We start from the raw sequence: 24,705 nt of genomic DNA on the forward strand, positions 1-24,705 counted from the left end.
CTTCTCATTCTTGGTCGATTGAAAAGCATAAGATGCTACAGCAGCTTGCCATCCAATCCTAGTTTAATGAGTTGCACTTGAGAGTTGAATCCAGGGCCAGTAAACTAATAATAAAGATGGGCAGACCTGCAAGAGGTAAGTTTATATGACAGAAAATAAGAACACCAAACGCATTAGTATTGATAATTCACCTACTGAAGCTGCAAAATTTGTTGAGTCAGAAACCGGCTCGCGGTTACCTGTAGGTTTAAGCGGCAAGATTATTCTTCTAGTGGCATTAAGTTGGTCATTATTTCAACTTTGGTACGCTTCTCCTTTTTCCTTAATTAGCTCCTCTTTTGCTCGCCCTATGCATTTGGCTTTTGCCATTTTTCTAGCATTTTTAGCTTATCCAGCTTTTAAAAAGTCCCCGCAAACAAAAATACCTTGGCACGACTGGTTACTGGCTATATTAGGTGTTGCCTCAGCAACCTACCTGGTCTTTGCTTATGAAGCTTTATCTACTCGCCCTGGCATACCTAATACAACTGATCTTATTTTTGCAGGCGTGGGTATGTTGCTACTTTTAGAAGCTACACGTCGTGCTCTTGGCCCACCTTTAATGGTAGTGGCTGCAATTTTCCTAATTTACACCTATTTTGGCCCTTACTTTCCTGAAGTGATTTCACACCGTGGCGCTAGTCTTGAACGGCTTTTATCTCACCAATGGTTAACCTCAGAAGGGGTGTTTGGTGTTGCTATAGGTGTATCAGTTAGTTTTGTATTTCTGTTTGTACTCTTTGGTGCTTTGCTAGAAAAAGCAGGCGCTGGTAATTATTTTATAAAAGTGGCTTTTTCTCTGTTAGGCCATTTGCGTGGTGGCCCTGCTAAAGCAGCCGTAGTTGCATCGGGTATGTCTGGCCTAATTTCAGGTTCTTCAATAGCCAACGTAGTAACTACGGGTACTTTTACCATTCCTTTAATGAAACGTGTTGGGTTTCCTGCAACTAAAGCCGGTGCTGTAGAGGTGGCTGCTTCAACTAATGGTCAGCTAACACCCCCCATTATGGGTGCCGCCGCTTTTTTAATGGTTGAATACGTAGGCATTCCTTATTTGGATGTTATTAAACACGCCATTTTGCCAGCTTTAATTTCTTACTTTGCTTTGTTTTATATTGTTCATCTAGAAGCTTGTAAAGCAGATATGAAGGCTTTACCACGTCGCCATGAAAGCAAGTTTATTTATTCGTTAATTAACTTTATTAGTGCTTTTTTAGTGCTTGCTGTTCTTACTCTCGTGGTTTACTACGGTATTGGCTGGATAAAAATCTACTTAGGTGACTGGGCTTTACCCGTTGTTTTACTTTTAGTGGCAGCTGCTTATGTGGGCTTAATTGCCTATGCTTGCCGTTATCCAGAGCTAGAAATGGATGATCCAGAAGCTGAGGTCTTAGAGCTTCCAGAAGTTGGCCCGACAGTTAAATCAGGCCTTTACTTCTTGCTTCCAGTGGTTGTTCTAGTTTGGTGTTTAGCGGTAGAAAAATTTTCACCAGGCTTGGCTGCTTTTTGGGCAACCATTTTCATGATTTTTATTGTGGTAACCCAAAGGCCTTTAAAAAGCTTCTTTAGAAAAAATAATGATTACCTAGCCGCCACCCGCCAGGGCTTTTCAGAGCTTTTGATGGGTATGATTAATGGCGCTCGCAATATGATAGGTATAGGTGTTGCAACAGCTGCTGCTGGTATTGTCGTAGGAACGGTCACTTTAACGGGTATCGGTTTAGTGATGACTGATTTCGTAGAATTTATATCAGGTGGAAGTCTAGTATTAATTTTGCTGTTTACTGCCGTTATCAGCCTGGTATTGGGTATGGGGCTACCAACTACGGCTAACTACATAGTCGTTTCAACCCTAATGGCACCGGTGATTGTTGAGTTGGGGGCACAACACGGTTTGATGGTGCCTTTAATTGCTGTGCATCTATTCGTTTTCTATTTTGGGATATTGGCTGATGATACACCACCTGTCGGTTTAGCAGCCTTTGCTGCAGCAGCAGTGGCTAGAGCCGACCCAATTAAAACCGGGGTGCAGGGTTTTACCTACGATATACGTACCGCCATTCTGCCCTTTATGTTTATTTTTAATACTAATTTGTTGTTGATTGATATAGACAGCGCTTTTCACTTTATAACCGTGGTCTTTGGTGCAATAACCGCCATGCTGGTGTTCGCAGCGGCAACTCAACACTGGTGGTTAACTAAAAACCGTGTTTGGGAAACCCTAGCATTATTATTAATTACCTTTACTTTATTTAGGCCTGGGTTTTGGTGGGACATGATTTATCCGCCCATTCAAACACATCCTGCAACTGAAATTTACGAGCTGGCAGAAAAACAGCCAGCCAATACTGCGCTAAAAATTTGGGTGAGTGGTGAAAGCCTTGATGGACGCAACATAAAAAAACTGGTGCGCCTACCTTTAGCTGAAGCTGGAACAGGTGAAGAACGCCTTGAGCAAGCGGGACTCTTATTGCTTGTAGATGAATCTAGCGTTGAAGTGGACTTAATTGCTTTTGACTCCCCAGCAGAAAAAGTGGGTATCGACTTTGGCTGGAAAATAAGTGCTATAGAAGAAGATTTAGACCAACCAGCCAAGGAATGGATGATGATTCCTCCGCTTATGTTGCTGGGCTTAATAGCTTGGCTACAAAAGCGACGTATTCGCTTAGCTAAAATAAAAGGAGGTCAGCATGTTTAAGCAGCTACTTTTACCCGTAGATATTTCTTGTGGCAGTAACCAGCAAACAATTAAAGCAATAAAAACTTCTGTGGAGTTAGCCACTGCCAATCAAGCACAACTACATATTTTAACTGTCTTGCCAGGCTTTGGTTCGCCTATGGTCGCTAGTTACTTCCCTAAGCAAGACCTCAGTAAAATTTTAGATAGCATTTACCTAAAACTGCGGGAATCGGTTGAACAATATATACCCGATGACCTAGATGTTAAGTTAAGGGCAGTGGAAGGAACTCCACACCAAGAAATACTTAAAGAAGCTAAGCGTATCAAAGCAGATTTAATAGTGCTTCCCAGTCATGACCCTAAACGCATGGAACGATTTTTCTTAGGTTCTGTGGCTGCCAAGGTGGTTGAGCGGGCGCATGTTTCAGTCATGGTGGTTAGACCCGATCGTAATTAATTAGGTGCCTTGTATGCCTTTAAAAAAACTAAAAGTGTTAGATTTTTCTACTTTATTACCTGGGCCTTATGCTACTAGGCAACTAGCAGACATGGGGGCAGAGGTGTTGCGTATTGAAGCGCCGAATCGCCCTGAAATAACGCGAGACATGCCGCCTTTTGATGAACAGGGGGTTAACTATATCCATTCTTACCTCAATCGCTCTAAACGCTCGCTCGGCTTAGATTTAAAAAAAGCTTCTGCCGTGGAAGTCGTTAAAAAGCTAGTCAAAGACTATGACATAGTGGTTGAGCAGTTTCGTCCGGGTGTTATGGATCGGCTAGGCCTAGGTTATGAGACACTTAAGGCGATTAATCCGGGTTTAATTTATTGTGCAATTACTGGTTATGGTCAAACTGGCCCGTATAAAAGCCGTCCTGGCCATGATATTAACTACTTAGCCATTGCTGGTGTAGCCAGTTATACAGGCCGCCCAAATGAAGGCCCCGTGCCTTTAGGTATTCAAGTAGCAGATATTGCTGGTGGCTCTATGCATGCGATTACTGGCATTTTGGCTGCTGTAATTGAACGCCAAGACAGTAAGCTAGGTCAGTTTATTGATATCAGCATGACCGATACCGCATTTGCACTCAATGCTATGACGGGCGCTGGGGCTTTAGGAACAGGCGAATCACCAGGGCTAGGAGAAGGAATTCTTAACGGTGGCTCTTTTTATGACTACTATCAAACAGCCGATGGGCGCTACTTTTCTGTTGGTAGCCTAGAGCCGCAGTTTTTAAAACTACTAGCCGAAACCCTAGAGAGCCCACACTTAATGCAGTTGGGGCTTAGTCAAAAGCCTGAAGATCAGCAGCAACTACGCAAAGAATTAAGCCGTATTTTTGCAAGTAAAAACTATGCAGACTGGCAGTCTATTTTTAAATCGGTAGATGCCTGTGTTGAGCCAGTTTTAACGCTGACAGAAGCGGCTAATCACCCTCAATTGGTTGAGCGTGAAATGGTGGTCGAGGTAGAAACTAGCTATGGTACAAAAATAAAGCAAATCGCCTCACCCATTAAGTTTTCTCGTAATCCAGCCACTTATAAGCAAGCAGGCAGTGGGCTAGGAGCGCAAAGCCATCAGGTATTAAAAGAGTTGGGCTATACTTCTGAAGCAATAAAACGCTTAGAAGATGAAGGTGCGCTAGGTTAACTCACTCACTAGCTTACTAAATCATAATTAAAGGGGCAGGGCGGCTTGAACTAGCTAAGGCTGCCTCTAACTCCTTAATTTGTTGGTTTTTATTGGTTAGTTGAGCATTAAACTCCTCTAGTTTCAGTAGCCAGGCTGCTTGTTTTTCTTCTAACTGCAACTCTAAACGCTCACTTCTTGCTTCAAGCTGCTGTTGTTGCTTGATTAAGTTCTCTTCTCTTATTTGTTTTCCTTGCAAGTCTAAGGTTTGTTGCTGGGTCAGTTCTTGGCTGGCACTTAACTGCTTTTCTAGTTGAGCTAAATGTTGCTTAGTCTGCTGCGCTTCTTGTTGCGCCGCTTCTTTTAAACTTGCTGTTTGCTGGCGTGCCAGATCAACTTCCTGCATCCAGCGTAGCTGGTTTTCTTCATTGCGCTGCTGCTCATGGGCGAGGGCGGTGATTTGCTCTTCTTTTTGCTTATCAAGGGCTTGCTGACTTAGGGCTTGTTGCTCAAGCAATTCTGCTTTTAAAGCAGCTATTGTTTGCTTAGCTTGGCTTTCTTTTTCTTGGCTAGCGGTTGTTAAACTGACTAACTGCTGCTGACTGGTTTCTAGCTGTGTTTCTAAACGACTTAATAATGCTGCCTGCTGCTTAATATCAGCTAAGAGCGCATTATTTTTATTATCGAGTAATAGGTTTTTTTCCTCCATGCGTTGCGCATCCTCTAAAGCTTGCTGCTTGTCAGTTAAAGCTTGGCGTATTTCTGCATCGGCTTGTTGTTGATAGCTTTGCAACTTTTCATCAGCTTCTAAACAAGCTTGCTGCCAAAGCTCTTGCGCTATTTTAACTAGGCTAGCTGGCAAGCCTTGAGAGTCTTGCTCTAAAGGTGTGGCATTGCGCTGATTTTCACGCCATTGCTTTAAATGCTCGCTTATCGTGGTAAAGCTTCCTGTTCCTAACCAATCCCGTATTCGCTGAATGGTTGGGTTATCACCTTGTTTTTGTAGCTGCAAAGCGGCTTCAACTACGTCTTCGTATTGCACACCCATTCTAGCCATTGTTTTGTATCCCCATTCAATCTTTATTTTTAAGCCTGCTTTCAACTAATACAAGCTTTTAAGAAGTTTACGCATAATAATATGTATTACGTAATATGTAAAATTACTTACATCAATAAGACCAAATTCATGATAACCGCTATTATCATGAACGCTAAAACTATGAGATACTGTGTAATACAGCTAGCAAAAAACACCTAACAACCCTGATTAATAGAGTTTGATTCAGCTATGACTAATAGAAAGCTCAACCCAGCGACAAAATTTGCTTTACCCATGGCACCCTTAGAAGCTTTGCCAAAACTGCCTGATGAATTAAATGGTCGTTTTGGTGAGAATCGTCCACCTGCCACGCAAATTTGCCAAATTGCAGCCAATACTGATTTAGAAGCTGTTCAATCTTGGCTAATGGAATATCAAGAACAGCCGCAAACCTTTCGCGCTTATCGAAAAGAAGCTGAAAGACTCTTGTTATGGTGTTGGTTAGAGTTAGGAAAACCCTTTTCTAGTTTGAATCGCCAAGATTTAGCAGGATATCAAGCATTTTTAGCCGACCCTCAGCCTAGAGAACGTTGGTGTGGGCAAGGCAGAACCCCTCGCCACTCTGAAGATTGGCGGCCCTTTCAAGGTGGTTTAAGCCAAACCAGCCAACAACACGCACTTAGAGTATTAAAAGGTTTGTTTCAATATTTACATGCAGCCGGCTACCTAGCAGGTAACCCTTTAGCTTTATTGCGACAAAGAGAAACCCGCCAAGATTCCCGTAATGTAAGAGAAAGGCATTTAGATCAAGAAACTTGGGATGCTTTGGTGGACTTTTTGCAGTACCAGCAAGCTGATGATCTGCAACGCCAAAGGCAGGTAGAGCGCTGGCGACTTTTATTAGCTTTTTTATACCTTTTGGCACCGCGTGTTCACGAGGTGGCGCAAGCTAAAATGAATGATTTTTTTCAAAGACGTGGAGATTGGTGGTGGGCAGTTGAAGGTAAGGGTAAAAAATATGCTGAAATACCTGTTAATACAGCTTTAATTAATGCTTTAAAACGTTACCGTGAATTTTTAAACCTCCCTGCCCTGCCAGCTAGTGATGATTTCAGCCCAGTGATACGCAACCTAGCAGGCAATAAAGGCATTAGTGCCAATATGATTTATCGCACCATGAAAGATTTAACCGACGAAGCCAGCCAAGCTTTTGAGGTATCTAACCCAGATATAGCGCAACGCTTAGCTAAAACTTCGACCCACTGGTTTAGACACACATCAATTACTCACCAGGCCGATGCAGGTGTTGAGCTGAGGTTTTTAGCACGTAATGCGCGGCATTCCAGCCTAGCTACCACACGTATTTATTTACATGAAGAAGACGAACTTTGGCAAGAGCAGAATAAGAAACAAGATTGGCAGGCCCCTTGGTCGGAAGAGGATTAGCCTAACAAATCGATTTATAAAGTTAAGATAGCTTGCAAGTAATACTGACTCAGGCACTATCCGCTACCTATTTTTATTTTCTAAGTTTTTTATTGGAACGGATGTCTGTATGAATTTTTCTAAGGCTGGAGTTTTAGTATTACTAGTTGCTTGCTTGCCATCAATAACCAGTGCAAAACAAGTTGAGCCAGCTGAAAACAACTTGATTCAGAAGATTTTTCAACCTGTGCCCTCTGAAGCCTATTGGTACCTGCAAACCAGTATTGGAACTAAGCACTTCAACCCCAAACCTGAGCATAATAATCGCCAAAAACTTTTTAGTGTTGAACGTAACCGCGATGATAGCTATCTCTGGGGCGGTGCAACTTTTCTTAATTCTTTTAAGCAGCGTACTTATTATGCCTACCTAGGCAAGCGTTACGATTTTGGTGAGTCACCTTTTTGTGGCAAGTTAACCGCAGGCTTTTTACACGGTTATAAAGGTGAGTATCGCGATAAAATTCCTCTTAATCGTTATAAGACTGCCCCAGCTATCCTGCCTTCTTTAGGTGTGCAATATAAACGCTTGCATCTAGAAGGCATTTTAGCTGGTTCAGCTGCAATGATGATCAATGCCGGAATCAGACTTTAAAACTTACCAGCCACGTGGCAAAGAACAACGCAGCCTTCCTTGAACAGCACCGCTAACATTGATAGCTTTTGATTTGCCGCGTCGGTATTCTCTTTCAGAGCCGGCTAGCGTGTCGCAATTACGCCACCTAGACTTGCAAACTGAAACATTCAAACCATCAAAACCAACTTCAACGTAGGTTTTTTGAGTTCTTCTGTCTTTACGTGCAAGGGCTAGGTCAACCCCTTTTTCATTGCGCTGCAATTCAAAGCTAACCCCTTGAGCGGCATGCCAGCTTTTTCCAAACTTAGCTTTTGCTCCAGTAATTGAACATTGAATAAGGTTTCCATAAGCTGCATTGCTGCGCGTTGCGGCTAAGCGTTCTTTTTCTTCGTCTTCTCGCAAAGATTTAATTGCCCATTGCTTACGCTTTTCTTTTTGAAGCTGGTATTTACGTTGTTTTTCAGCTTCATCAAGCTTGGCCTGCTGTTGCCTTGCTGCAAAGCGTTTAGATTCAGGCAAAGCTTCCCACTCGTCGGCACTCATACCTAATGGATAACTTGTACAGGCCACCAAAGTTACTAAAATAAAGCTGATTAAACCTAATAAAGTAATATTTCTCATTAATCCATCCGAAGCATTAGTTTATAGACCAAGAATCAACTGCTAGTATGTACCTTCTTAACACTTTTTTCACTTGCTTGGAGTCAGCATGTTAGGGAAATTGCTTATAACAGCAATCGTTGGTGGGGTAGTTTACTTTTTATGGCGAAAACAGCAGGAACAAACCACTGCTCCTAACCGGACTGGAAATCATCAGCAGCCTAGACTTGCTGACGCTAGCCCTAAACCACCTATAAAACTCATTTTTTCATCTGTATTAGCTATATTTATTTTAGTAACAGCGGCTTGGATGGTTTATGACTGGAAAGATCAACGCACTTTACTAGAAGTTAAAGTAATTACGCCTAATACATCTGACATAGCGACTTACCAAGTGTATAAAAAAGACCTACAAGAACGTGGGTTTACAACTCGTGACGGACAACTGATTCGCATTGCCAACAGTGAGCGTATGGAAGTACGCCGCCTAGATGCCCACTAGCAACTGGAGATTTAACCTTGTCAGCAGAAGAAGCCCAGCAGGAACTCTTAGAAGAATTTGAGTTTTTTGATAACTGGATGGACCGTTATCAATACATAATAGATTTAGGTAAAGCCTTGCCAGACTACCTAGATGAGTGGAAAACAGCCGAATATAAAATTGAAGGTTGCCAATCTCAGGTTTGGATACGTCCTGAAGCAAAAGATGGCGTTATTTCTTTTGCTGCCATCAGCGATGCAGCCATAGTGTCAGGTTTAATTGCTCTACTGATGCGCATTTATAATAATCGTACCGCAGCAGAAATTCTTGCGACCCCTCCTGAGTTTTTAAAAGTACTAGGTTTAGATAAGCACTTAAGCCCCACACGCAGTAATGGCCTTCACGCTATGTTAGAGCGTATTTTTGCTATTGCTCAAGCGACTCAAAGCTAAATAATATGGCTGAGCCGTTGATTAACAACTATGGCCCTGAGATTCCGCGCCAAATAGCGGATCAAATTAAAGCCGTTGATGCAAGCTTTCAAGATCAAGCTTTTATTAAGACGGCTTTAATTGGTTATGAAAAGCTCAGCCTAATGGAGCGGGGTCAACAAATTGCTAAAAGCCTAGAGACTTATTTGCCTGCCGACTATGAAGAAGCCATTGGTATATTGGTTGCTTCCATGGGGCCTCGTTTAGAGCGAGATATGGGTAATGGCATGGCACCTTTTATTTATTTGCCGCATAGCTTTTATATAGCCAACTATGGTTTGAATCATTTTGAAGCCTCTATGCAGGCTATTTACCAGCTAACTAAGCGCTTTACGGGTGAGTTTTGCATTCGTCCTTTTCTTGAACAGCATACCCAAGCCACTTTAGAGCGTTTACACCTTTGGGCTGAAGATGAATGCCATTATGTAAGGCGCCTAGCTTCTGAAGGTCCGCGCCCTCGCCTACCCTGGGCCAGCCACCTACCTGCTTTTAAAAAAGACCCTAGCCCTGTGTTGGCGTTATTAGAAAAACTGAAAGATGATCCCGAGCTGTATGTTAGGCGCTCGGTGGCTAACAACTTGAATGATATAGGCAAAGACCACCCAAAATTATTGCTAGCAACCACCAAAAGCTGGTTAAAAGGTGCTGATAAAAACCGTCTGTGGTTAATTCGCCATGCTTTACGTTCTTTAGTTAAACAAAGTCACCCCAAAGCTTTAGAACAGTTAGGTTATGGGCAAACGCCTCAGGTTGAAATCACACAGGTAAGTTTTACACCAAAAACGATTAAGCTAGGTGAAGCAGTTGAGCTAAGCTTTGAATTACACAGTAAAAGTAAACAAGCACAAAAGCTGTTAATTGATTTTTGTGTTTATTTTGTAAAGGCTAACGCTACTAGTAGCGGCAAGGTATTCAAGCTAAAAACTTTAACTTTGCCAGGCAATTCAGCTGAAATATTAAAGAAGAAAATCAGCTTTGCTAAAATAAACACTCGCAAACATTACCCGGGTGAACATTTGGTCGAGCTACTTATTAACGGCAAAAGCCACCCTTTAGGTAGCTTTCTAGTACACATCTAAACTTTTTTAAATGGCTAAATCCCTAGTTTAACTTAGAACTATTTAGCTTGAGGGGTGTGGGTTTTATTAGGAATACTGCCGCTTACGCCACCTTCGGCATCTCCCCTAGCACCTAAGCGTGCATCGTAATATTCAATCTGAATATAGTCTGGCGGAATCCGCATAGAGGCTAAGGCCGAAGCATTAAACAGGTCGATGATTTGTTCTGGACTAGAACCTGCAGGAGCAAAAGTACCAATAGTTTGCCGAATAAGGTCATACGACCAATCTTGCCTAGCCTGCCCAAGAATTTGATCAATATCTGAGCGGGGCATTTCTTTTCCACTTCTAGAATCTACAAAGTGTACCCGCAGATGCTGCATAGGTATGCGCATATTAGACTCTACACCCATCTCAAAAATCTGCTCAGAAGTAACACTACCACTAAGGTAGTTACTCATTAACTGCATCATATCTAAGGGGGTGGGTTCTGCATACAAGGGTGTAGAGCAGCTCAAAGTAATTGCTAGCGCACCCACTAAAGGTTTAAGCATAAGACCTCCCTCCTTTTTACTTATTGTCAGCTTGCTTATTTATCAGCTTGTTTCGATTTTTCAGGCACTAAATCTACACCACCTTCGTGTAAAGGATGGCATTTACCTAAACGCTTAATACCTAACCATAAACCTTTAAAAGGACCATGAACTTGCACAGCTTCAATTGCATAGCTAGAACAGGTGGGGTAAAAGCGACAGCTAGGCGGTTTAAGTGGGCTAATAAATAGCTGATAAAAACGAATAAGCCCAACCAATAACTTTTTAAGTAAGCTCAGCAGTAACCTAACCAGCCATTTCAGTGGCGCTAAAAGCTTGTTTATACAATTTTTTAGCTTTTTTTTGGGCTGATTGACTGGCTTGCTTTCAGGCATATTAAAAAGTTAGGCTACTGATATAAGCTAGCAGGGTCAACTTCAGGTGCATTTAGCACTTCAAGCTGCTCACCTTTTAAGCCTAGATAAAAACAGCTTTTACGACCTGTATGACAAGCTGGGCCCTGTTGATCGACTTCTAGCAACAAAGCATCACCGTCACAATCTACCCGTAAACCTTTTAGCCACTGTACTTGGCCAGAGCTTTCGCCTTTGCGCCAGAGCTTTTGGCGTGAACGTGACCAGTAGCAGGCTCGACCTTCCTTTAGTGAAATTAATAAAGACTCTTTATTCATCCAAGCCAGCATTAACACTTCACCCGTATCATACTGTTGGGCAATAGCGGTGATTAGCCCTTGCTCATTAAAAACCAAGCGATCAATTATTTTAGACATATTACGCTGCGAACCAACAGGCGCTGTTTCTAAGTCTAACCAGAAGTGCTTGTCTGAAGTTTTATCTAGTGCCATGACCTACCCTTTATTAACGATTAAACGTAATACGTTGGCCATGAATATTCTGGCCTAGCTCGCCATCATGCCAAGCAAACCCACCATTAACCAGTGTGGTAACAATACGGCTATTAAAGGTGTGACCCTCAAAAGGTGACCAACCACACTTATAAAGAATTGACTCTTTAGTTACCTCGGTAGTGGCTTGCAAATCAACCAGCACTAGATCAGCAAAATAACCTTCCCTTAAATAACCTCGATCTTTTACTTCAAAAGCTTCAGCTGGGTTATGGCAAGCTTTTTGTACTAGGGTTTGTAGCGATAAACGGCCAGCATGGTAATGATCAAACAAACTAGGTAGAGCATGCTGTACTAAGGGTAAACCTGCTGGGGCTTTAAAGTAGCTACCTTGCTTTTCTTCCCAAGTGTGAGGTGCGTGGTCGGTAGCAATAATATCGATACGACCTTCGGTTAGCGCTTGTAAAATACCGTCTCTATCTTCTTTTCGCTTAACTGCAGGGTTACATTTAATTTGTGCACCTAAACGCTCATAATCTTCTTCACTAAACCAAAGGTGGTGCACGCAAGCTTCTGCTGTTATACGTTTACCTTTTAAGGCACCCGGCTCAAATAACTCTAATTCTTTGGCGGTGGTAATGTGTAGTACATGCAGGCGGGTATTGTGCTTTTTAGCTAAACCTACTGCATAGGAAGATGATTTCCAGCAGGCTTCTTCAGAACGAATCTTAGGGTGTTCGCTAAAAGGAACGTCTTCACCGTATTTCTCACGCGCTGCTTCTTCGTTAGCCGCAATCATGGGTGTATCTTCACAATGCGTAGCCACTAAAATAGGGGCATGCTCAAAAATGGCTTCTAAGGTTTCTGGGTTGTCTACCAGCATATTGCCGGTTGAAGCGCCCATAAATACCTTAACTCCACAGGCTGCTTGTGGATCTAGGTTTTTAATTTCTTCAAGGTTATCGTTACTAGCACCTAAATAAAATGCAAAGTTAGCGCGTGAACGACCTGCTGCACGTTGGTATTTATCTTCCAAAGCCTGAGCATTAATGGTTAATGGGTCTACATTGGGCATTTCCATATAGGTAGTAATACCGCCAGCCACAGCTGCCGCTGATTCTGTTGCTATATCACCTTTATGGGTTAAGCCCGGCTCACGAAAATGCACCTGGTCGTCTATCATGCCAGGCATGAGGTGCAAGCCCGTTGCATCGATTACCTGCTTAGCCGGTGCTGAAGATAAATCAGGCGCTATAGCAGCAATACGCTGACCTTCAACCGCAACATCTGCCTTGGTTAAATGGCCTTCATTAACTAGGGTGGCGTTTAAAATAAGTAAATCATACATGGGCTGGCTCCCTAAGGTGTTTGTCTGGTTGGCAGTCTTGACACCTGCCATGTACTTCTATGGTTTTTTTCTCAACTGTAAAGCCTTGCTTTGCGGCTGCAGCATCTAGGCGTTGATCAATTAAATCTTCATGTAACTCTTGTACATAGCCGCATACTTCACATATTAGCAGTTGATAGGCTTGAACATGCTCTGGGCAGGTGCAACGAACGTAAGCATTCAGTGATTCTATACGATGAATTAAACCATTGCTGAGTAAAAAATCGATTGCTCTATAAACGGTGGGGGGTCTAGCTGAGGAGTTTTCAAGGGCTAGAGTATCTAAAAGGTCATAAGCTTTGGTGCCGCCAGGGCTGCGTACAATTAACTCTAAAACACGACGCCGAGTAGGTGTTAGTCTTAACCCTTCACGCTGACAAAAAGCATCTGCTTTTGCCATTAATTCCTCTGGTACCTGAGTCATTCTATTCGCTTCTGTAAACAGTGTGAGCTTATTCTACGTTGAGCTGTCTTGCAGAACAAACTTGCTTACCAAATAATTGTTGCGCCACCTTTACTCTTACCTCGCTTACTTCTGCAGGACCTCTTAATTCTGCCCTATGCTGATCGATTGCTTGTAACCTAGGTTTTACCCCTGTGCCATTAGCCATTTGAATGGCCAAGCCTGGGCGTGCATTAAGCTCTAACAGCAAAGGGCCTTGTTCTGCATCGACAACTAAATCTGCACCCAAATAACCTAAACCAGTCATATCGTAACAACGTGCTGCTAAGTCTAATAGGTAGTGCCAATTCTGAATGCGTAGTTTCTCTAATGGGCTTCCTGTGTCTGGGTGTATAAATACAGGGCGGTCATGCTGAACAGCTTGAATGGCTGTGCCTAGTGTTAAATCGACCCCTACACCTATGGCACCCTGGTGCAAGTTAGCCTTACCATCTGAGTCTTTGGTGGAAAGCCGCATCATCGCCATTACCGGGTAGCCTTGGTAAATAATCACCCGAATATCTGGCACACCTTCAAAGGTAAAATCAGCAAAATCTTTAGCACTATGAATTAATTTTTCAATAATTGCTGCATCTGGATGCCCACCCAAGCTGTAAAGCCCAGAAATAAGGTTAGACAAGTGCCTCTGTACGGCTTCTCGTGATATCCACTCACCCGAAGCTTTCAAATAACGGTTACCGCTAACGTACTGAATAACTAAAATACCCTTACCACCACTACCCTTTGCAGGCTTAATAACAAAACCACCCTGCTTGGGTAAATAGCCTTCAAACCTAGTAATTTCAGCTTGATGACGAATAGTACCCAATAAAGCTGGAGTGGCTATTTGATAATCTTCTGCTAAAAGCTTGGTCAGCAATTTATCATCAACGGAAGGAAAGCTACTTCTAGGATTATGAGCACTAATGCAGGCAAGATTGCGCTCATTCAACCCTAAAACGCCTAGTTGGCGTAATTGCCTAGGGCTGGCTAGGTATTTTTTTAGCCAATTGAGCATTCTCACCCCTTATTTTGGTTAGCTAAAGGATTAAAACGCCAGAGTTCAAGCAGCCTGTAGCCGGTATAGCTCCCCACAATTAAAATAAGGGCCAGCACTACCAACTGCAAACCTAAGAAATTAAACATCCAATAGCGAACTTCATAAATATCCATTAATAAAAAAGCGAGGGTGGCTGTAATCAAGCTTCCCCCGCCTTGCTTAACCACCTCTAACGGGCCTTCTTCTTCCCAAAGAATCGACATCCGCTCAATGGTCCAAGCTAGAATAATCATTGGAAAAAGGGTTACTTTCATACCCGTTGTAATACCTGTATGAAAAGAAATCACTGCAAATAAAGCAATCATACCTATCACGCACACAATAACAGCAGCCACTCGGGCCACTAATAATAGGTTCAAATAAGCTAAAAGCTGACGCAACACTAGCCCTGCACTAACGAGGATTAAAAAGGTGATTAACCCAGCAGATAAAGACATTTCTAAAAAAGCCAAGGCAATAAGCAAAGGCATAAAAGTGCCTGACGTTTTTAAACCAATAAACACCCTTAAAACCACCACAACTAAAGCACCCAAGGGCAGAAGTAATAAAGTTTTGAATAAGGCTTGTTCAGAAATAGGCAGGCTATGAATGGATAAACTTAATAGAGCATCTTTAACAGCTAGCGCATTCACACTACTACTGGCAGGCTCATGAGTGGTGAGCATAGAAAAAGTTACTTTAGACTCATGCGCTCCTTCAACCTCCAAAATAGGCCCTGCCTGTTGCTGCCACAAGAGGTAATTATTTCCTGTTACATCTAAGCTAGCAGCAGAGTTCACATCAAAAAGTTGCCAGTTTTGTCCATCGAATACCTGAACTAGCTGCTGTAAAGCCTGACGACGACGACCGTCTTCAAGCTTCAGACCATACAGTACCCTTGCTGGGACTTTGGCATCATTTAATAGATTAACCATGGCCTCTGAAGCGCTCATTTCACTTAATAATAAACGGCCATTTTGATTTTTTTCATTGCTAATGCGCTCAGCTAAGGCTTTAGCCAAACTAAAAGAATCAGCAGATTCTTGCCAAGAACGGCGTAAAACCTGTGCTGCTGCGGCTTGTAAAGGCTGAGACCAGGTGCTGGGTTTAAGGTCAGGTGCGTGGTCGACTGCAGGAATATGGCGTTTAGGGTCAAATTGAAATTGCGCTCGATAGTAAAGCCATTGAGTCGCTGTTGCGCTACGAATGCTCCATTCAGCAAAACGCTGATCCCCCTCCACAAAACTAACACCAAAACCCGGTGAAGCCGTGTGTTCTGAACGCATCAAAAAACCTGGTTGGCTTTGTGGAATAGCTAAACGAACTTTGACAGGTGAACCTTCGGCCTCCATTTCAACGCGGGCTTCTAAATCCCAGTAGGTTTGTTGGCTGCCGGGTAACAAAGGAACCTGGTGAACAAAGTGCCGCCAAGCGGTATGCATACCCCCTAACAAAATTAGGATTAAGGCGGTCCAGAGTAAAGTTGAGCGCCCCTGCTTCATAATGCCTTCTCCTGCTCATTGAGTGGCAACTTAGCAGTCTCATCTGGTTTTTTAGGCTTACCCTGAACATAGGCTTTGCTGACATCGATCACCGCAATATCCATAAAGAAGCGTCGTCCTAAAAGCACCGGAAAGGTTAGGCTACCCCTATCAGCTAGGGTGAACTCAACACTTTGGTTTAAAGCACCTAGCTGAATAGGCAAGGAAACCACTGGGCGAACAGTTGAGCCGCTAGCTTGCGTGACTTTTACCTTTCTTACTAAAGGCGCTTCAATCTCAGCTTTGTATGCCGGTTGATCTTCTTCAGGCTGGTAATGGGTTTCAAACCTGACCCAAGTTTTTCCATCCCGCTCAAACTGCTGCAAATTAACAGCATGCAAAGAAGAAGTGTTGGCACCTGAGTCTATACGTGCCGGCAAAACGAGCTTTTGTTCAGGCAGAAAAATCCACTCATGTTCCCCCAAGAGCATCTTCCCATCTTCTTGTACCACTTCTGTTAAATGGCTTTTAGCAAAACCAGGCTCTAGTAGGTTGCCTAGCTGCTCAATTTGAAAGGTATGCTGTTGTTGAAGGCGTAGATTTTCTTGCTGAAAGTTTTTAACGAGTTTTTTTAGCTGTTGCACTTGAGCAGCTTGTTGTTCCAAATTAGTTAATTGCCGCTCTTCTGAAGCTAATAACTGCTTTTGAAAACTTGCTTGTAAAGCCTGGCTAGAGGCTTCTAACTGCTGACTGGTAACCAGTACCGGCTTTTCTTGGCTAGTAGGTAAAAACTGGCAGCCAGTTAATAACAACAGCAAAAAACTAATAACTAAAAAACGTTGGGTAACTAGAGTGCTGCCGATCATAAAATCTAAAGCCTTAAGCTAGAAAATTAAGACCGACTATACTAAACCTTTGTATCTGTAGGTGTAGTGTCTCGCCCGGGCGACAGACTAGGCTCTATATCTTGCAAAATACCCCGAAAACTAACATTCAGATCACGCCCAGCAGCAAGGGCTTTCAGGGTTTTAGAATGAAACTCTCGGCGATATAAAATACCTACTACGGCTAAAGTTGAAAAAATTAATGCTAAAGGGTGCAGAAACCAACCTAATAAAGCCAAACCAAAATAGTAGGCTCGCAAACCATAGTTAAATTGGTTGGCAGCTAGGTCAATCACATTGGCAGCTTGAATAGCAAACGCATTCCTTGCACCGGGTGTAACATTTTTTTCACTAGGCAAAGGTGCGCTAGCTATCAAAATGGCGCAGAAATTGTATTGGCGCATAGACCAGGTAAAGGTAAAGAAAGCATAAATAAAAATACCTACCAACAAGAGTATTTTAATTTCTATACCCAAATGCGTAGGCTGAGCCATAGCAAAAGGCAGCTCGGTAACCATTGCTAACGCCTTCTCTGATGCACCTAGCAAACTAAATAAGGCGGCGAGAATTAACAAAGAACTGGAAGCAAAAAAAGCACCATTACGCTCTAAATGAGTCATGATGGTGGCATCAGCAATGCGAACGTCTCTATCCACCATGCGCTTCATCCAGTCATAACGATAGCCATGCATGGTTGCTGCCAAGCAACGTTTAGAACGTGTACGCAAAAGGCAATAGTAGTAATAACAGCCCCAACTAATAAAAAAACAACCAATGGCTAGCCAATCTAGCCAACTAAATACCTCTAACAAACCATTTAGCAAGGTAAGCTCCTTAGCAGCCTTTAAAAATTAACAAAATTTACTTGCGCTTACTAAGCCATTATGTGCAGCAAGGTTATTTTGCTATACTCAGTCTAACTTCCATTGGTTACAAGTGCGGTACATTTTAGTGAATAGCCTTAAAAAAACAGAACCACCTGCAGTAAAAAACGATAAGCGACAAATAATTATAGACGCTGCCTCTGAAGCTTTTTTAGAGAATGGTTACCAAAATGCCAGCATGGAATCTATATCTTGCAAAGCTGGTGTAGCTAAACAAACGCTTTACAACTACTTTGGCAATAAAGATGCATTGTTTATTGCTGTGGTTGATCAAAAGTGCGACTACCGTGGTAACGAGACCATGCGTTCAAGCGATATTAAAAGCGAAAACGTTGAAGAAGTGCTAAGAATTTATGCGCAAAGCAAATTAGCAGACTTAGTCTCACCAGAAAACACCGCCATGTTTAGAATGATGATTTCTGAAGCTATACGTTTTCCAAACTTGGGCGAAATGTTTTTTAAAGCCGGGTTAGAAAAAGACCGTTTATTGCTGGTCGATTTTCTAACCTTACAAAACCAAGCCGGTAACTTAAAAGTTGATGACCCAGAGCAAGCAGCCTTGTTTTTTCAGGGCGCACTGAATGCTTACTTTCGTCCCAAGTTTATTATGACCAACGAAATGCCCAGTAAAGAAGCGATACAGCAGTACATAGACTACTGTATCGAAAAGTTTTTACTGCTCTACCAAGCGACCCCATAAATCATGCTCGTCGGCTTCAGTCACTTCTACTTGTACGCGCTGCCCAGGTTTAAGGTGAGAAGCACCCAGTAAAAATATTTGACCGTCTATTTCTGGTGCATCGGCTTGAGTACGTGCTGCTGCACCATCATCCCCCACCTCATCAACTAACACTTCTAAAGTTTTACCTATTTTCTGTTGCAGTTTTATTGCACTTATTTGTGCTTGTTTTTCCATAAAGCGAGCTAAGCGCTCTTCTTTAACGTCTTCAGGTACAGGGTTAGCCAGCTGGTTAGCTGTAGCACCTTCAACGGGCGAATAGGTAAAACAACCCACTCTATCGAGTTGCGCTTCATCAAGAAAATCGAGCAGGTATTCAAACTGTGCGTCTGTTTCACCTGGAAAACCTACAATAAATGTAGAGCGCAGGGTAAGGTCTGGGCAGACAGCTCGCCAAGCCTGAATACGCTGTAAAGTTTTTTCACTAGCCGCTGGGCGCTTCATAGCACGCAATACATCTGGGTGAGCGTGCTGAAAAGGAATATCTAAGTAAGGAAGAATTTTATTCTCAGCCATTAACGGTATAATGTCATCAACATGCGGGTAAGGATAAACATAATGCATTCTTACCCAGCTACCTAATTGGCCTAACTCTTCACACAATTCTTTCATACGGGTTTTAATCGGACGACCCTGCCAAAAACCAGTACGGTATTTTAAGTCTAAGCCATAAGCACTGGTATCTTGTGATACAACCAACAACTCTTGCACACCCGCATCAACTAAGCGCTCGGCTTCACTTAACACTTCACCTATAGGGCGAGAAACCAAGTCGCCCCTTAGCGAAGGAATGATGCAAAAGCTGCAACGGTGATTACAGCCTTCAGAAATTTTTAAATAAGAATAATGCCTTGGAGTTAACTTAATACCTTGAGGCGGCAGTAAATCTAGGTAAGGATTATAGTCAATTTTAGGCGGCAAATACTGATGTACAGCCTTAACCACCTGCTCGTATTGCTGTGGACCAGTGACAGCCAAGACTTGTGGATGCAAATCACGAATTAAAGCTTCATCCACTCCCATGCAGCCAGTAACAATTACACGACCATTCTCACTAATGGCTTCGCCTATAGCATCTAAAGACTCAGCTTTAGCAGCATCTATAAAGCCACAGGTATTAACAACAACAAGATTAGCATCTTCATAGCTAGGAACTAAATCGTACCCTTCACCCCTTAACTGGGTAAGAATACGTTCAGAGTCAACCAATGCCTTGGGGCAACCTAAACTAACAAAGCCAACTTTATGCGTGTCACTACTGGTAGAAATGCTCGAAGCCATAAAAACTTTACTCTAGTGTTTAAATTTTATGCGGCATTCTAGCTGTTTGTACTGACCTAAAAAAGAACTTTTTAATGTCTAGCCTCTAGCTAGCCTAGTTAGCTGTTTTAGCTTGGTTTCTGGTATTCTAGTAATAAATTCGCTAGCTATATTATAGAGGTAGCTCAAGGTGACTCGCGTATTAATTGTAGATGACCACATTCTAGTTAGAACAGGAATAGAGCGCATGCTTTCTGAAACAGAGGGCATTCAAGTCATAGGGCAAGCGGCAGATGGCGAAGAAGCCGTTCAAAAATCTCGAGAATTATCGCCAGACATAGTTTTGATGGACGTAAAAATGCCAGGCATAGGCGGTGTTGAGGCAACTCGAAAAATAACCCGTACCAACCCATCCATAGGTGTTATCGGTTTAACGGCCAGTGGTGATGAAACTTTTGTTCAGCGCTTATTACAGGCAGGTGCTAAAGGCTACTTAACCAAAGGCACCAGCTACGAAGAGGTTGTACGCGCAATCAGGTTAGTGTCTGCCGGCCAGTTTTACGTTGACCCCACCCTAGCCAGCGGCATGTTGGTGCGTGATCCACAGAACAACAACCCTTTTGAACTGCTTTCTGATCGTGAAATGCAAGTAACGATGATGATTGTTAACTGCCAAAAAGTACAAGAAATAGCCGATAGCCTGTTTGTTAGCCCACGAACCATCAACACCTACCGTTACAGAATTTTTGAAAAGCTAGCAGTACGCAATGATGTTGAACTAACGCACCTTGCTATGCGTCATAAATTAGTTGATGTCACTGACTAGACTGGTAAACACTGTGACCGATTCAGAAACAATAACGACTTTTGATCATTCAGCTTTTTTAAAGCAAGCCACTCAAGCCCCAGGCATTTACCAAATGTTTGCGCTAGACGGCAAAATTCTTTATGTGGGTAAAGCTAGAAACCTTAAAAAGCGCCTTGCAAGCTATTTTCGCCCCACGGGTCTGCCCATAAAGACCCAAGCTTTAGTGAGTAAAATAAACAACATTGAACTCACCATTACGCGTACAGAAACCGAAGCTTTGCTCTTAGAGCAAAACCTAATTAAAGCACTAAAACCACCCTATAATATTCTGCTGCGCGATGATAAATCTTACCCTTTTCTGCATTTTTCTAACCATGCTTGGCCTGCTTTAAGCATTAAGCGTGCAAGGCATCAGCGAGGAGCTGGTGAATGGTTTGGTCCCTACCCTAGCGCATCTAGTGTAAGAGACACTTTGCAACTGCTGTACCGTGTATTTCAATTACGCCAATGTGATGACACCACCTTTGCTAATCGCAGCCGCCCTTGTTTACAACATCAAATCAAACGCTGCTCAGCCCCTTGCACAGGTGAGATTTCAGCCGAAGCTTATGCAGAAGACTTGCGCCATGCCAAGCTATTGCTAAAAGGAAAAAATAACCAAGTTACCGATGCTTTAGCAGAAAAAATGGAAGCCGCAGCAGCAGAGCTAGCATTTGAAAAAGCCAGCCATTACCGCGATCAAATTCAACAATTAAGGCAACTTCAAACCCAGCAAGATGTAGATACAGGCGTAGGCGAAGCCGATGTTTTTGGTTTGGTTTCTACAGAAGGTAATAGCAGCATTAGCCTCTTGCAGTTACGCCAAGGTCGCTTAATAAGTACACGTCACTTTAATTTTAAGAACCCTTTAGACGAAACCGACAGCGCTACGCTTACCGCCTTTGTAGCTCAATACTATTTAACACGCACCTCCCTACCCCCAGCCGCAGAAATACTCTTAAGCCATGAGTTAGAAGAAGCGGATACTTTGCAAACTGCGTTAGAAGAACGCTTTGGGTTTAAGTCACGTTTAGCGCATAAAGTACGTAGCCAAAGAGCACGCTGGTTAGAATTAGCCATTACCAATGCTGAACAGCAATTAGCCACACATAGAGGTAAAGCAGGTCAACAAGAACAACGCATGAAAGCCTTAGAAGAAGCATTAGGCTTTAGCCAACCCATTAAGCGAATGGAATGTTTTGATATTAGCCACAGTCACGGCGAAGCAACCGTAGCTTCCTGTGTAGTTTTTAATGCTGAAGGCCCGCTTAAACAAGATTATCGACGCTTCAATATCGAAGGTGTAGCAGCAGGTGATGACTATGCAGCCATGAGCCAGGCACTAGAAAGACGCTATAAAAGAGTGAAAGCCGGTGAAGCCGCCATGCCAGATTTACTGCTAGTTGATGGTGGTAAAGGACAACTAAATGCAGCCAGAGCTATACTTGCATCGCTGGACTTAACGAGCATTCACCTTTTAGGCGTAGCTAAAGGCACAACACGCAAACCTGGCTTAGAAACTCTCTTTCTTGAAACCATCGATAACCAACTAGCTTTACCCGGACACTCACCAGCTTTGCATTTAATTCAACAAATTCGAGATGAAGCTCACCGCTTTGCTATTACTGGACACCGACAAAGACGCGATAAAGCAAGAACCACTTCAGGCCTAGAAGGCATCCCAGGTGTTGGGCCTAAGCGCCGTCAAGCACTTCTACGCCACTTTGGTGGACGCAAAGCCATTGCCGAAGCCAGCCTAGACGCTTTATGCCAAGTTGATGGCATTAATCGTGCCCTAGCAGAAGAAATTCATGCTACTCTTCATACCAGTTAAATCCACTTTAGAGCGCCAGTCTAATGAACTTTCCCACTCTCCTAACTCTATTTCGTATCTTAATCATTCCATTATTAGTGGCTATTTATTATCTACCTCTAGACAGTAAATACCTTATTTGTGCAGGTTTGTTTGGTTTAGCAGCCCTAACAGATTGGTTAGATGGTTTTTTAGCTAGGCGCTGGAATCAAATGACACCCTTTGGTGCTTTCTTAGACCCAGTAGCCGACAAATTAATGGTTGCCGTTGCCTTAGGGTTGCTCATTGAAGTTCATGCTAGCTGGTTATTAACCTTGCCAGCCTTAGTAATTATTGGTCGTGAAATTGTTATTTCTGCTTTGCGTGAATGGATGGCTGAGCTCGGTAAAAGCGCCAATGTTGCGGTTAGCTGGTTAGGCAAAGTAAAAACCACCTTCCAAATGGTTTCTATTTTTCTTTTATTGCTTGCACCCCCAGGCGAGCTAATTGCGTGGGCTGGCATAGCCACACTTTACCTTGCTGCCCTCTTAACGCTTTGGTCCATGTATAGCTATTTACGAGCAGCAATGCCTCACCTTTTACCTAGTGAAAACAAGTAAGATCGCTAAGTCTTTGGCTTATCAGAAGTTTTTTATAAATAATTTCATTTATTTTGTTGACAAGGAAAAAATTCTACCTATAATGTGCAACCAGATCGAGCGGGAATAGCTCAGTGGTAGAGCACAACCTTGCCAAGGTTGGGGTCGCGAGTTCGAATCTCGTTTCCCGCTCCAATAGATTTAAAGCTGGAATTAAGAAACAAGAAGGCTGGATGGCAGAGTGGTCATGCAGCGGATTGCAAATCCGTCAACGCCGGTTCGATTCCGACTCCAGCCTCCATTTTTAGATCTGTCTAGTAAGAAATAAGAGCTGCAATAGCTCTGTAGTAAATGCCCGGATGGTGGAATTGGTAGACACAAGGGATTTAAAATCCCTCGCTCTTATGAGTGTGCGGGTTCAAGTCCCGCTCTGGGCACCACTCCTTTTAACTTCTAAATCAAATACTTCAACAATTTAGCTAAAAATTACATATTAAAAAGTCTAAAAGAATAGATTTTATAATATTTTTTCTTTTAGCTTAGATTTTTTGTGCTACCTATTCGGTAGTGAACCCTTTAACGGTAATACGCTTCTGAATTGTGCATTTCTGAGCTGCCTATTCGGCAGTGAACTGTTCAAATCCGCGTCAGTGTCGTGTTAAACGTTTCTGAGCTGCCTACTCGGCAGTGAACGGGCTTTTAACCTATTCCGTTGGCGAGATACATTTCTGAGCTGCCTACTCGGCAGTGAACAACTGGTATAGCAAACTAGCAATTCAGCCAATTTTCTGAGCTGCCTACTCGGCAGTGAACCTTGTGCGGTGCGGGTTAGGGGTTTTTTCATATTTCTGAGCTGCCTACTCGGCAGTGAACTTACAGGCTATTGTAACGTCTAGCCCCCAAATTTTCTGAGCTGCCTACTCGGCAGTGAACGTGGCGACAAGCTAATGATGGACGTTGTAACATTTCTGAGCTGCCTACTCGGCAGTGAACGGGCTTTTAACCTATTCCGTTGGCGAGATACATTTCTGAGCTGCCTACTCGGCAGTGAACAACTGGTATAGCAAACTAGCAATTCAGCCAATTTTCTGAGCTGCCTACTCGGCAGTGAACTAGTACCCATTCTAGAGAATAGCACGTTAAAATTTCTGAGCTGCCTACTCGGCAGTGAACCTAAGAAACGCCATTGCCACGGGCGATATGACTTTCTGAGCTGCCTACTCGGCAGTGAACACAAACAAAATAGACGAAATGACGGAGCTGGATTTCTGAGCTGCCTACTCGGCAGTGAACTCAGTTCAGCAAAAAAATGCTTGCTTATTAGTTTTCTGAGCTGCCTACTCGGCAGTGAACTTTGAGTTTGTCACCGCCACGCCTCCCAAAAATTTCTGAGCTGCCTACTCGGCAGTGAACGCAACAACCCTGCCCACCGACACTTCCTCTGTTTTCTGAGCTGCCTACTCGGCAGTGAACGTTATAGTCGTCACCACCTTTTGCTAACCATTTTTCTGAGCTGCCTACTCGGCAGTGAACCCAGTGTCTACCCGAAGCATGAGGGGGGCGCTTTTCTGAGCTGCCTACTCGGCAGTGAACTTTTCGTGCAAGCGACCGACACGACGAGCGACTTTCTGAGCTGCCTACTCGGCAGTGAACTATGCCTTAAAACGTGTGTTCTCTGACCTGGGTTTCTGAGCTGCCTACTCGGCAGTGAACTTCCGATACCATATCAATCACATGATCAACATTTTCTGAGCTGCCTACTCGGCAGTGAACAAAAAATGCTGGCAGCGATTGCGACCAATACTTTTCTGAGCTGCCTACTCGGCAGTGAACTTAGTTTCCATTTTTTCCTTCTCCGTTCTTTTTTTCTGAGCTGCC

At 43.1% G+C, this 24,705-nt stretch carries 24 protein-coding genes, 3 tRNA genes and 1 CRISPR repeat array (1 of these 28 only partly in view); of the genes, 15 read left to right on the top strand and 12 right to left on the bottom strand.

Annotation, left to right across the window (positions count from 1 at the left end):
* The first annotated feature begins 145 nt into the window (after positions 1 to 145).
* From BP27_RS0106180 to BP27_RS0106190, 3 genes are read left to right on the top strand one after another with little or no spacing between them, the layout of a single operon-like run.
* Positions 146 to 2,737 (top strand): TRAP transporter permease, encoded by a 2,592-nt coding sequence (locus BP27_RS0106180; protein WP_051610393.1) that lies wholly within the window; start codon positions 146 to 148, stop codon positions 2,735 to 2,737.
* A complete protein-coding gene (locus BP27_RS0106185; RefSeq protein ID WP_027850814.1) occupies positions 2,730 to 3,176 on the top strand; it encodes a universal stress protein in 447 nt (148 codons plus the stop codon). Before BP27_RS0106180 ends, BP27_RS0106185 begins: the two co-directional genes overlap by 8 nt.
* 13 nt (positions 3,177 to 3,189) lie before the next feature.
* Positions 3,190 to 4,368: a CaiB/BaiF CoA transferase family protein gene (locus BP27_RS0106190; protein ID WP_027850815.1), complete on the top strand. Its 1,179-nt coding sequence runs from the start codon at positions 3,190 to 3,192 to the stop codon at positions 4,366 to 4,368.
* A 16-nt stretch (positions 4,369 to 4,384) separates the two neighbouring features.
* Here the strand turns inward: BP27_RS0106190 and BP27_RS0106195 are convergent, their stop codons facing one another.
* On the bottom strand, positions 4,385 to 5,404 hold the full coding sequence (locus tag BP27_RS0106195; protein WP_027850816.1) for a DNA-binding protein: 1,020 nt from the start codon (positions 5,402 to 5,404) through the stop codon (positions 4,385 to 4,387).
* A 231-nt stretch (positions 5,405 to 5,635) separates the two neighbouring features.
* Here BP27_RS0106195 and BP27_RS15430 point away from each other — a divergent pair, with 231 nt between their 5' ends.
* A complete protein-coding gene (locus BP27_RS15430; protein WP_211251287.1) occupies positions 5,636 to 6,832 on the top strand; it encodes a tyrosine-type recombinase/integrase in 1,197 nt (398 codons plus the stop codon).
* A 109-nt stretch (positions 6,833 to 6,941) separates the two neighbouring features.
* The gene (locus BP27_RS0106205; RefSeq protein WP_211251288.1) at positions 6,942 to 7,463 is read left to right on the top strand and encodes a sn-glycerol-3-phosphate transporter; all 522 of its coding nucleotides are present in this window, start codon (positions 6,942 to 6,944) and stop codon (positions 7,461 to 7,463) included.
* 3 nt (positions 7,464 to 7,466) lie between these two features.
* Here the strand turns inward: BP27_RS0106205 and BP27_RS0106210 are convergent, their stop codons facing one another.
* The gene (locus tag BP27_RS0106210; protein ID WP_027850818.1) at positions 7,467 to 8,066 is read right to left on the bottom strand and encodes a hypothetical protein; all 600 of its coding nucleotides are present in this window, start codon (positions 8,064 to 8,066) and stop codon (positions 7,467 to 7,469) included.
* 88 nt (positions 8,067 to 8,154) lie between these two features.
* Between BP27_RS0106210 and BP27_RS0106215 the strand changes: the two genes are divergently transcribed.
* From BP27_RS0106215 to BP27_RS0106225, 3 genes are read left to right on the top strand one after another with little or no spacing between them, the layout of a single operon-like run.
* Positions 8,155 to 8,547, top strand: a complete 393-nt coding sequence (locus tag BP27_RS0106215) for a hypothetical protein (protein ID WP_027850819.1) — start codon at positions 8,155 to 8,157, stop codon at positions 8,545 to 8,547.
* Positions 8,548 to 8,564: 17 nt separating this feature from the next.
* Positions 8,565 to 8,978: a SufE family protein gene (locus tag BP27_RS0106220; RefSeq protein WP_027850820.1), complete on the top strand. Its 414-nt coding sequence runs from the start codon at positions 8,565 to 8,567 to the stop codon at positions 8,976 to 8,978.
* A gap of 5 nt (positions 8,979 to 8,983) precedes the next feature.
* Positions 8,984 to 10,096, top strand: a complete 1,113-nt coding sequence (locus BP27_RS0106225; protein WP_027850821.1) for a DNA alkylation repair protein — start codon at positions 8,984 to 8,986, stop codon at positions 10,094 to 10,096.
* Between the two features lie 38 nt (positions 10,097 to 10,134).
* On the opposite strand, the gene BP27_RS0106230 is transcribed toward BP27_RS0106225, so the two are convergent.
* From BP27_RS0106230 to BP27_RS15440, 9 genes are read right to left on the bottom strand one after another with little or no spacing between them, the layout of a single operon-like run.
* Positions 10,135 to 10,629 carry a hypothetical protein gene (locus BP27_RS0106230; protein ID WP_027850822.1) on the bottom strand — a complete coding sequence of 165 codons (495 nt, stop codon included), beginning with the start codon at positions 10,627 to 10,629 and terminating at the stop codon, positions 10,135 to 10,137.
* 35 nt (positions 10,630 to 10,664) lie between these two features.
* Complete coding sequence (yidD, locus tag BP27_RS0106235) at positions 10,665 to 11,003, bottom strand: membrane protein insertion efficiency factor YidD (protein WP_084324530.1); 339 nt, start codon at positions 11,001 to 11,003, stop codon at positions 10,665 to 10,667.
* 14 nt (positions 11,004 to 11,017) lie between these two features.
* On the bottom strand, positions 11,018 to 11,473 hold the full coding sequence (gene hisI, locus BP27_RS0106240) for a phosphoribosyl-AMP cyclohydrolase (RefSeq protein WP_027850824.1): 456 nt from the start codon (positions 11,471 to 11,473) through the stop codon (positions 11,018 to 11,020).
* A 13-nt stretch (positions 11,474 to 11,486) separates the two neighbouring features.
* Complete coding sequence (locus BP27_RS0106245; RefSeq protein ID WP_027850825.1) at positions 11,487 to 12,821, bottom strand: dihydroorotase; 1,335 nt, start codon at positions 12,819 to 12,821, stop codon at positions 11,487 to 11,489.
* Entirely contained in the window at positions 12,814 to 13,284 is a 471-nt protein-coding gene (locus BP27_RS0106250) for a transcriptional repressor (RefSeq protein ID WP_027850826.1), read from the bottom strand. Before BP27_RS0106250 ends, BP27_RS0106245 begins: the two co-directional genes overlap by 8 nt.
* A 28-nt stretch (positions 13,285 to 13,312) precedes the next feature.
* Positions 13,313 to 14,320 (bottom strand): alpha-L-glutamate ligase-like protein, encoded by a 1,008-nt coding sequence (locus tag BP27_RS0106255; RefSeq protein WP_027850827.1) that lies wholly within the window; start codon positions 14,318 to 14,320, stop codon positions 13,313 to 13,315.
* 2 nt (positions 14,321 to 14,322) lie between these two features.
* The gene (locus BP27_RS0106260) at positions 14,323 to 15,843 is read right to left on the bottom strand and encodes an inactive transglutaminase family protein (RefSeq protein ID WP_027850828.1); all 1,521 of its coding nucleotides are present in this window, start codon (positions 15,841 to 15,843) and stop codon (positions 14,323 to 14,325) included.
* Entirely contained in the window at positions 15,840 to 16,688 is an 849-nt protein-coding gene (locus tag BP27_RS16715) for a putative ATP-dependent zinc protease (protein WP_051610395.1), read from the bottom strand. Before BP27_RS16715 ends, BP27_RS0106260 begins: the two co-directional genes overlap by 4 nt.
* A gap of 41 nt (positions 16,689 to 16,729) precedes the next feature.
* On the bottom strand, positions 16,730 to 17,530 hold the full coding sequence (locus tag BP27_RS15440; RefSeq protein WP_245597819.1) for a DUF599 domain-containing protein: 801 nt from the start codon (positions 17,528 to 17,530) through the stop codon (positions 16,730 to 16,732).
* A 127-nt stretch (positions 17,531 to 17,657) separates the two neighbouring features.
* Between BP27_RS15440 and BP27_RS0106275 the strand changes: the two genes are divergently transcribed.
* Positions 17,658 to 18,290, top strand: coding sequence for a TetR/AcrR family transcriptional regulator (locus BP27_RS0106275; protein WP_027850829.1), 633 nt, complete (start codon positions 17,658 to 17,660; stop codon positions 18,288 to 18,290).
* Here BP27_RS0106275 and rimO read toward each other — a convergent pair.
* On the bottom strand, positions 18,264 to 19,610 hold the full coding sequence (gene rimO, locus BP27_RS0106280) for a 30S ribosomal protein S12 methylthiotransferase RimO (protein ID WP_027850830.1): 1,347 nt from the start codon (positions 19,608 to 19,610) through the stop codon (positions 18,264 to 18,266). The genes BP27_RS0106275 and rimO overlap by 27 nt on opposite strands.
* A 169-nt stretch (positions 19,611 to 19,779) precedes the next feature.
* Here rimO and BP27_RS0106285 point away from each other — a divergent pair, with 169 nt between their 5' ends.
* The 6 genes from BP27_RS0106285 (at position 19,780) to BP27_RS0106310 (ending at position 23,267) form a co-directional block, all read left to right on the top strand.
* The gene (locus BP27_RS0106285) at positions 19,780 to 20,415 is read left to right on the top strand and encodes a response regulator (protein ID WP_027850831.1); all 636 of its coding nucleotides are present in this window, start codon (positions 19,780 to 19,782) and stop codon (positions 20,413 to 20,415) included.
* 13 nt (positions 20,416 to 20,428) lie between these two features.
* Entirely contained in the window at positions 20,429 to 22,270 is a 1,842-nt protein-coding gene (gene uvrC / locus BP27_RS0106290) for an excinuclease ABC subunit UvrC (RefSeq protein WP_281172132.1), read from the top strand.
* A 23-nt stretch (positions 22,271 to 22,293) separates the two neighbouring features.
* Entirely contained in the window at positions 22,294 to 22,848 is a 555-nt protein-coding gene (gene pgsA / locus BP27_RS0106295) for a CDP-diacylglycerol--glycerol-3-phosphate 3-phosphatidyltransferase (RefSeq protein ID WP_027850833.1), read from the top strand.
* Between the two features lie 99 nt (positions 22,849 to 22,947).
* Positions 22,948 to 23,022: transfer RNA gene (locus tag BP27_RS0106300), tRNA-Gly, on the top strand.
* A 32-nt stretch (positions 23,023 to 23,054) separates the two neighbouring features.
* Positions 23,055 to 23,128, top strand: a tRNA-Cys gene (locus BP27_RS0106305).
* 52 nt (positions 23,129 to 23,180) lie between these two features.
* A tRNA-Leu gene (locus BP27_RS0106310) sits at positions 23,181 to 23,267 on the top strand.
* Between the two features lie 105 nt (positions 23,268 to 23,372).
* Positions 23,373 to 24,705: a CRISPR direct-repeat array (repeat unit 28 nt; unit sequence TTTCTGAGCTGCCTACTCGGCAGTGAAC) (it continues 1,337 nt past the right edge of the window).

Origin of the sequence: Marinospirillum insulare DSM 21763, assembly GCF_000686905.1 — a bacterium.
GTDB classification, from domain to species: domain Bacteria; phylum Pseudomonadota; class Gammaproteobacteria; order Pseudomonadales; family Halomonadaceae; genus Marinospirillum; species Marinospirillum insulare.